Origin of the sequence: Falsiroseomonas oryziterrae, from assembly GCF_021864505.1 — a bacterium.
Taxonomy (GTDB): domain Bacteria; phylum Pseudomonadota; class Alphaproteobacteria; order Acetobacterales; family Acetobacteraceae; genus Falsiroseomonas; species Falsiroseomonas oryziterrae.
This window is the reverse complement of the sequence record NZ_JAKJIB010000185.1, coordinates 1-7768: the sequence shown is the minus strand read 5'-3', so window position 1 is coordinate 7768 and position 7768 is coordinate 1. Positions and strand designations below refer to the sequence as shown.

Here is a 7768-nt window from a genome sequence, read left to right as displayed (position 1 = left end):
ACGGGCAGCTCGAGCTCTCCCGCACCCTGCTGCGCGGCCTGCCGCGGGTCTTCGTCATCGGCCCGGGCGGCGCCTTCGCCTCGGGCAGCGGCCCGGCGCCGCGCGAGGAGCTGGAACGGCTGGCGCTGGAGGCCTGCCAGCAGCACAGCCGCGGCGGCGCGCCCTGCACGCCCTGGCTGCGCGACCTCGAGATCGTCTGGCCGGGGCGCGAATGGGCGCCGATTCCGCCGCCCGAGGGCCTGGCCTTCGGCGACGCGCAGCGCGTGACGCTGCCCGATCCGCGCTTCCTGTGGTGGGGGCCGGAGCGCGCGCGCGGCGTGCTGGTCTGGGCGCATGGCCGCAGCGCCGACGGCGCCGACAGCCGCGGCACCCAGCCCCAGGCCTGGGTGCGGCACTTCAACAACGCCGGCTACGACGTCTGGCGCTTCGACCGCCTGCCGGAGACCGATTTCACCCGCGCCGCGGGGGTCTGGCTGCGCCAGGACCTGGCCGAGCTGCGGCGGCGCGGCTACCGCCGGGTGATCGCGGCCGGCCAGTCGCGCGGCGCGTGGAACGCCCTGCAGGCACTGGACACGCAGGGTCTGACGGAGGCGACCATCGCAATCGCCCCGGCCGCGCTGGCCGCCATGACGGAGCCGGCGCAGGCGCAGCAGATGGCGGCGATGCGGGCGCTGGTGGCGAACGCCACCGGGGCTGGCCGCACCCGCGTCGCCGTGGCGAATTTCCGCAGCGATCCCTTCGACGGCCTGCCGGAGGAGCGCGCCGCCGCGCTGCGCATGCTGGCCGACCGCAGCGCCGCCTTCCTGTTCATCGACCGTCCCGAGGGGATCGAGGGCCACCACGCCGGCAACAGCCGCGGCTTCATCGAGCGCTTCGGCGGCTGCCTGTTCCTCTTCGCGACCGGTGAGACGCCACCGCTAGCCTGCTGATCCTCACGGAAACGCGAGAATCCGTCTGGACTCTCGCTCTGCCGCCGTGGTTTCCTCCATCACGGCATGTTGAAGATTGTAGTCTATTTTGCTGCTGCGCTGATGCTCGGCGGCGCCGCGCGGGCAGATATCACTGCCCTGCTGGACACGTCTCGGCCGCCCTATCTCAGCGCTGAGGGGCGTGCCGATTATGCGCGCTTCCTGCTCCAGCCGACGCCGCGCGCCTTCGCGCTCGCGCCCGATGGCGCCTGGGGCTGGGCGGCGGCGATCGAGGACGACCCGGCCGCCACCGAGGCCCGCGCCGTCGAGAACTGCGCGCGTTGGGGCGGCCAGGGCTGCCGGATCTATGCGCGCGACCTGGCGGTGGTCTGGCCGGGGCTGGAGGCGCGGGCACCGGCCGCGCCGGCCGGGCCGATCACCGGCGGACCGGGATGGATGCTGGCGCCGGACGGGCGCTTCCTCTGGCAGGGGCCGGAGCGCGCGCGCGGCGCCTATGTCTGGGCGCATGGGCGGAGCCCCGGCGGCGCCGACAGCCGCGGATCGCAGCCGCAGCCGCATGTGCGCGCCTTCAACAACGCCGGCTACGACGTGATCCGCTTCGACCGCGACCCGGCGACCGACGAGACCGAGGCAGGTGCGGCCTGGATGCGGGACGCGCTGCGCGAATTGCGGCGCCGCGGCTATGCGCGCGTCGTGGTGGGCGGGCAGTCGCGCGGCGCGTGGAATGCGCTGCAGGCGCTCGACACGCCGGGGCTCGCGGATGCGGTGATCGCCATTGCGCCGGCGGCGCACGGCCCACGCGGCAGCCCCGCCCATGCCTGGGCGCTGGACGATCTGCGCCGGATCGTAGCGCAGGCGCGCAACACGGGCGCGCGGGTGGCCGTGGCGAATTTCGCCGGCGACGAATTCGACCCCGACCCGGACCAGCGCGCGGCGATCCTGGGTGCGCTGACCGGGCGCGTGGCGGGCTTCCTGATGCTGGACCGGCCGCGCGGCATCCAGGGTCATGGCGGCGGCGCCGACTGGCGCTTCACGCTGCGCTACGCGCCCTGCCTGCTGGACTTCGCGGAAGGCCGCGCGCGCGGCTGCTGAGCACCTAGGCCCCCGCCTGCCACGCCCGGACGCTCTCCAGCGGCCACAGCAGCATCAGCACGTTCAGCGTGAGGTTGTCGCGGATCATCCAGCCGACGAAGAGCTCCATCGCGACCACGATCGCGACGCTGACCCACACCGGCAGGCGCAAGGCGAGCCAGAAGCCGAGCCACATCGCGGCGACGTCGGCCATGGAATTGATCACGCTGTCGCCGTTGTAGCCGAGCGCGATCGTCGCCTCGCGGTAGCGCTGGATCACCGCCTCGGTGTTCTCGACGATCTCCCACGCGACCTCGACGAGCGTCGCGATGGTCAGGCGCGGCCAGTAGCCCAGCCGTCGCGCAACGAGATGCAGCAGCGCGTAGAAGATGAAGCCGTGCGCGATGTGGGACGGCGTGTACCAGTCCAGCAGGTGCTGCGAGTTGCCGCTGTCGAAGGCATTCGCGTGCCAGAGCTTCACGTAGCCGCATTCGCAGATCGGCACGCGGCCCATCCAAAGCAGGATGACGCCGGCCGCGGGCGCGATGCCGAGAACGAGGAAGGGCCAGGCGCCGGCGCGTCCGTGCCGTCGCTCAGACAAACTGCGCATGCCGCTCCTTGATCTCGGCCACCACCGCGTCAGGGTCCTCCGACCACCAGCGCTTCGAGAGGATCTCAACCTCGGCGAAGCCACCGGCATAGCCCGCCGCGGTCACCATCCGACGGATCGCCGGGATGTCGATGACGCCCTCGCCCGGCAGGCCGCGGTCGAAGACGGTGTCGGTGGTCGGCACCTTCCAGTCGCAGACATGGAAGGCGGCGATGCGCGATCCGGCGCGCGCGACCTGCTGCGCCAGCTCCGGATCCCACCAGACGTGATAGACGTCGAGCGCGACGCCCGTCCCGGCGCCGAGCTCGTCGCAGAGATCGAGCGCCTGGCCCAGCGTGGAGAGCACCGAGCGGTCCGCGCAGGTCATCGGGTGCAGCGGCTCGAGCGCGATCGTCACGCCGGCGGCGCGCGCCTCCGGCAGGATCGCGTGCAGGCCCTCGCACACCATCTGGCGCGCGCCGGGCAGGTCCTTCGACCCCGGCGGCAGCCCGCCGCAGACCATGACGAGGCAGCGCGCGCCGATCGCATGCGCCTCGGCGATGGCGCGGCGGTTGTCCTCGATCGCCGCGGCGCGGCCGGCGGCATCCACGGCCGGGAACATGCCGCCGCGGCAGAGGCCGGTGACGACGAGGCCGGCGTCGCGAATCCGCTTCGCCGCTGCTTCGACGCCCATCGCCTGCAGCACGTCGCGCCAGGGCGAGATGCCCGGGATGCCGTGCCGCGCGCAGCCCTCGATGCAGTCGGCGAGACCCCAGCGTTCCTTGACGGTGACGGTGTTGAGCGACAGCCGCATCACGCCACGCCGTGCACCGCGAGCAGCTGCCGCATGCGCGCCGCCGCCATCTCCGGATCGCGCAGCAGGCCGGCCTTGTCGGCCAGGCGGAAGAGCTCGGCGAAGTGGCGGATGCTGCGCGTGCTCTGCTGGCCGCCAACCATGACGAAATGGTCCTGGTGGCCGTTCAGCCACGCCATGAACACCACGCCCGTCTTGTAGAAGCGCGTCGGCGCCTTGAAGACGTGGCGCGACAGCGGCACGGTCGGCGCCAGGATGTCGTGGAACGTCGAGAGGTCGTTGCGCGACAGGCTTGCCAGCGCGCCGCCCACCGCCGGCGCGATCGGGTCGAAGATGCCGAGCAGCGCGTCGGAATAGCCGTGCTCGTTGCCCGCGATCAGCTCGGCGTAGTTGAAGTCGTCGCCGGTGTACATGCGCACGCCTTTCGGCAGGCGGCGCCGCATGACGATCTCCTTCTTGTCGTCGAGCAGGCTGATCTTCACGCCGTCCACCTTGGCGGCATTGGCGTGGATGACGGAGAGCGCCGTCTCCATCGCCGCCATGTGGTCGTGGTTGCCCCAGTAGCCTTCGAGCGCCGGGTCGAACATCTCGCCGAGCCAGTGGATGATCACCGGCTGCGCGACGCCGGACAGGATGCGGCTGTAGACGCGCTCGTAGTCTGCCGGGCTCTTCGCGGCCTTGGCCAGTGCGCGGCTGGCCATCAGGATGATGCGGCCACCCATCCTCTCGACCGCCTCGCACTGCTCCTCATAGGCGCGGATCACGTCGTCCACGGTGACGCCGGGACCGGGCGCGAGGTGGTCGGTGCCGGCGCCGCTGGCCATCACCGCGCCGGGCACGTCCTTCATCGCGTCGAGCGAACGCCGGATCAGCTCCTGCGCCGCAGTCCAGTCGAGCCCCATCCCCCGTTGCGCCGTGTCCATCGCCTCCGCCACGCCGAGGCCGAGCGACCAGAGGTATTTCCGGTAGGCGATGGTGCGGTCCCAATCGACCTTGGCGTCGAGCCAGGGATCCTGCTCGGCCAGCGGATCGGCGACCACATGCGCGGCGGCAAGCGCCACGCGCGGGAAAGGCGGCGTCGCCTTGGGGAACTCGCGTGGCGTTCCGGTGGCGTAGGGCTCGAGCGTGCCGGCTTCGGTCGGCAGGGTGATCGTCGGCATCGGGTCAGACCTCCAGCTTCGGCAGGTCGATCCAGCGGCGCTCGGCCCAGGACTTCAGCCCTGCTTCCGCCAACTGCACGCCCTTGGCGCCGGCCAGCAGATCCCACGGGTAGCTCTGCAACTCGCCCGCGAGGTAGCGGAAGAACATCTCCCACTGCACGCGGAAGCCGTTCGGATAGGGCTGGGTGTCCGGCACCTCCTGCCAGCCGGCGTAGAAATCGATCGGCTGCGGGATGTCGGGATTCCAGACCGGCTTCGGCGTGTTCACGCGGCTCTGCGTCCAGCACTTCTGCAGCCCCGCGACGGCGGAGCCATGCGTGCCGTCCACCTGGAAGGTCACAAGGTCGTCGCGGCGCACGCGCGTCACCCAGGACGAGTTGATGTGGGCCACCACGCCGCCCGCGAGCTGGAACGTGGCATAGGCCGCATCGTCCGTATCCGCGTCATACGCCTTGCCCTGCTCGTCGTAGCGGACCGGGATGTGGGTCGCGCCGAGGCAGCTGACCGCCTCCACCTCGCCGAACAGGTTGTCCAGCACGTAGCGCCAGTGGCAGAGCATATCGAGGATGATGCCGCCGCCCTCGGCCTTCTTGTAGTTCCAGCTCGGGCGCTGGGTCGGCTGCAGGTCGCCCTCGAACACCCAGTAGCCGAACTCGCCCTTCACGCTGCAGATGCGGCCGAGGAAGCCGCTGTCGATCACCATCTTCAGCTTGCGCAGCCCGGGCAGGAACAGCTTGTCCTGCACGACGCCGGCCTTGATGCCGGCGCGCTTCGCGAGCCGCGCGACGTCCATCGCGTCGTCCAGGTTGTCGGCCGTCGGCTTCTCGCAATAGATGTGCTTGCCGGCGGCGATTGCCTTGCGCAGCAGCGCGGCGCGCATCTGCGTCGTCGCCGCGTCGAAGAACACCTCGTCCTTCGGATCGGCCAGGCACGCATCCAGGTCGGTGCTGACGCGCGCGACGCCATGCGCCTTCGCAAGCTGCTCCAGCTTCTCCCGGTTGCGGCCGACCAGGATCGGGTCGGGCATGATCCTGTCGCCATTCGCCAGGCGCACGCCGCCATCGGCGCAGATGGCGGCGATGGAGCGGATGAGGTGCTGGTTCATCCCCATCCGGCCGGTGACGCCATTCATGATGAGGCCGATGCGGCGTTCCGCCATGACGTTCCCTCGCGAAAGCGGCGCGTCCGGGCCCGCCGGACAGCACCAAGTAACCATCTGGTTACCTGCGGCGTGTCCGGCGGTCAAGGCCGCAGGTAGCCAAGCACGACCTCCGTGATGTGCGCCTCGCGCGCCGCGAGCGCCGCCTCGGTATCGAGCGGCGCGCCGAAGATGGTGGAAAGGGTGTGGCGGTTCGCGACGTAGAAATGGCCGAGCGCGAGGATGGAGATGTAGAGCTGCAGCGCATCCACACCGGCGCGGAAGACGCCCGCCTCGGCACCGCGTGCAAGCACGCCGCGCAGCGCCTCGAGGATCGGGGAGTAGAGGGCGGGCACGTCCTCCGACCGGCGGAGATAGGCCGCGCGGTGGATGTTCTCCTGGTTCAGCAGCACGACGAATTCAGGATGCCGCGCCGTGTAGCGCAGGTTGAAGGCGACCAGCCTCGCCATGGCACGCTCCGGCGCCAGGCCCTCCACCTCGACGGCGCGCTCCTCGGCACGTTTGGCGGCATAGGCGCGCTCCAGCACCGTCAGCCAGAGCTCCTCCTTCGAGCCGAAATAGGCGTAGAGCATGCGCTTGTTGGCGCCGGCGCGCGCGGCGATCTCATCAACGCGTGCGCCGGCCAGCCCCTTCTCCGCGAACTCGGCCAGGGCGGCGTCGAGGATGCGCTGCCGGGTCGCCGCGGCGCGCGCGGACAGGGGTGGTCCGGCGCGCGCGGCCAGGGGCAGCGTCGCGGGCCGGGGCGAAGCGACGGCGGGCCGCGACGTGCGGCTCTTGCGTGCCGGCGTGTCCGGCATGGTTCCCCTCTTCCCCTCTTCGCGCCACCATGGCCGCATCGGCGGCGTCGCGCCAAGCCGCGGGGAGGAAGACCGATGCAATGGACCGAAAGCCTGCGCTACCCGGATCCCGCGATCCGCGCGCTCGATCCGGCCTTCAAGCGCTACCACCTGCCGCTGAGCTCGGTGGAACGGCTCTGGACCGGCTCGCGCTGGGGCGAGGGACCGGTCTGGATGGGTGACTGGCGCTGCCTGATCTGGTCCGACATCCCGAACAACCGCGTGCTGCGCTGGGAGGAGGAGACGGGCGTGGTCTCCGTCTTCCGCAAGCCCGCCAACAACACCAACGGCCATACGCGCGACCGCCAGGGCCGGCTGGTGCATTGCGAGCATCTCGGGCGGCGCATCGTCCGCACCGAATACGACGGCAGCCACACCGTGCTGGCCGACCGCTACCAGGGCAAGCGGCTGAACAGCCCGAACGACGTGGTGGTGAAGTCCGACGGCAGCATCTGGTTCACCGACCCGCCCTTCGGGCTCTACGCCTTCTACGAGGGCGAGAAGACCGAGCCCGAGCTGCCGCACACCAACGTCTACCGGATCGACGGCCAGACCGGCGAGGTCACGCTGGTCGCCGACGACATCGACCACCCGAATGGGCTGGCCTTCAGCCCCGACGAGAGCATCCTCTACGTCGTCGAGAGCCGCGGCGAGCCGCGCAACATCCTCGCCTACGATGTGGACGGGGCGAAGCTGCGCAACCGCCGCGTCTTCATCCGCTGCGAAAGCGGCGAGACGCCGGACGGCTTCCGCGTGGATGTGGACGGCAACCTCTGGTGCGGCTGGGGCATGGGCCGGGACGACTGGGACGGCGTGCGTGTCTTCAACGCAGCCGGCGCGCCGATCGGCCACATCGCGCTGCCGGAGCGCTGCGCGAATGTCTGCTTCGGCGGGCGGCACCGCAACCGCCTCTTCATGGCGGCGGCGCACTCGCTGTATTCGCTCTACGTGAACACGCAGGGCGTCAAGGGCGGCTAGCCGAGCACCTCGCGCAGCGCGGTGCCGAGCGGGCCGAGGTCGCGCTCGGCCAGCGCGAGCGGGTTCACCACCAGCATGCCCTCGCGCAGCCGACCCTGGCCGACATGGATGCGCCGCGCGCGGAGCGCGGCCTCGGCCGCGCGGGCCGCCGCCGGATCCGCGCAGTGGATCGCCAGCAGCGGCACCGCGCCATCCGCGATCGTGCCGCCCGGCACGGGGCCCAGCGCTTCGA

At 71.3% G+C, this 7768-nt stretch carries 9 protein-coding genes; 3 read left to right on the top strand and 6 right to left on the bottom strand.

What is annotated here, in order from left to right; genetic code table 11:
• Together L2I40_RS14695 and L2I40_RS14690 are read left to right on the top strand one after the other, a co-directional pair.
• Positions 1-929, top strand: a 929-nt coding sequence (locus L2I40_RS14695; protein ID WP_456305745.1) for a hypothetical protein, incomplete at its 5' end; no start/stop codon positions are given.
• Between the two features lie 66 nt (positions 930-995).
• A complete protein-coding gene (locus L2I40_RS14690; RefSeq protein ID WP_237215860.1) occupies positions 996-2021 on the top strand; it encodes an alpha/beta hydrolase family protein in 1026 nt (341 codons plus the stop codon).
• Positions 2022-2025: 4 nt separating this feature from the next.
• Here L2I40_RS14690 and L2I40_RS14685 read toward each other — a convergent pair whose 3' ends face one another.
• The 5 genes from L2I40_RS14685 to L2I40_RS14665 form a co-directional block, all read right to left on the bottom strand.
• Positions 2026-2610 carry a DUF2585 domain-containing protein gene (locus L2I40_RS14685; RefSeq protein ID WP_237215858.1) on the bottom strand — a complete coding sequence of 195 codons (585 nt, stop codon included), beginning with the start codon at positions 2608-2610 and terminating at the stop codon, positions 2026-2028.
• Positions 2594-3403, bottom strand: a complete 810-nt coding sequence (locus tag L2I40_RS14680; RefSeq protein ID WP_237215856.1) for a sugar phosphate isomerase/epimerase family protein — start codon at positions 3401-3403, stop codon at positions 2594-2596. Before L2I40_RS14680 ends, L2I40_RS14685 begins: the two co-directional genes overlap by 17 nt.
• Positions 3403-4563 carry a dihydrodipicolinate synthase family protein gene (locus L2I40_RS14675; protein WP_237215854.1) on the bottom strand — a complete coding sequence of 387 codons (1161 nt, stop codon included), beginning with the start codon at positions 4561-4563 and terminating at the stop codon, positions 3403-3405. Before L2I40_RS14675 ends, L2I40_RS14680 begins: the two co-directional genes overlap by 1 nt.
• Before the next feature lie 4 nt (positions 4564-4567).
• Complete coding sequence (locus L2I40_RS14670; RefSeq protein WP_237215852.1) at positions 4568-5722, bottom strand: Gfo/Idh/MocA family protein; 1155 nt, start codon at positions 5720-5722, stop codon at positions 4568-4570.
• An 83-nt stretch (positions 5723-5805) separates the two neighbouring features.
• On the bottom strand, positions 5806-6519 hold the full coding sequence (locus L2I40_RS14665) for a TetR/AcrR family transcriptional regulator (RefSeq protein ID WP_237215851.1): 714 nt from the start codon (positions 6517-6519) through the stop codon (positions 5806-5808).
• A gap of 75 nt (positions 6520-6594) precedes the next feature.
• Here L2I40_RS14665 and L2I40_RS14660 point away from each other — a divergent pair, with 75 nt between their 5' ends.
• On the top strand, positions 6595-7536 hold the full coding sequence (locus tag L2I40_RS14660; protein WP_237215849.1) for an SMP-30/gluconolactonase/LRE family protein: 942 nt from the start codon (positions 6595-6597) through the stop codon (positions 7534-7536).
• Here the strand turns inward: L2I40_RS14660 and L2I40_RS14655 are convergent.
• A partial coding sequence (locus tag L2I40_RS14655; protein WP_237215847.1) for a hypothetical protein occupies positions 7533-7768 on the bottom strand: 236 nt, incomplete at its 5' end. The genes L2I40_RS14660 and L2I40_RS14655 overlap by 4 nt on opposite strands.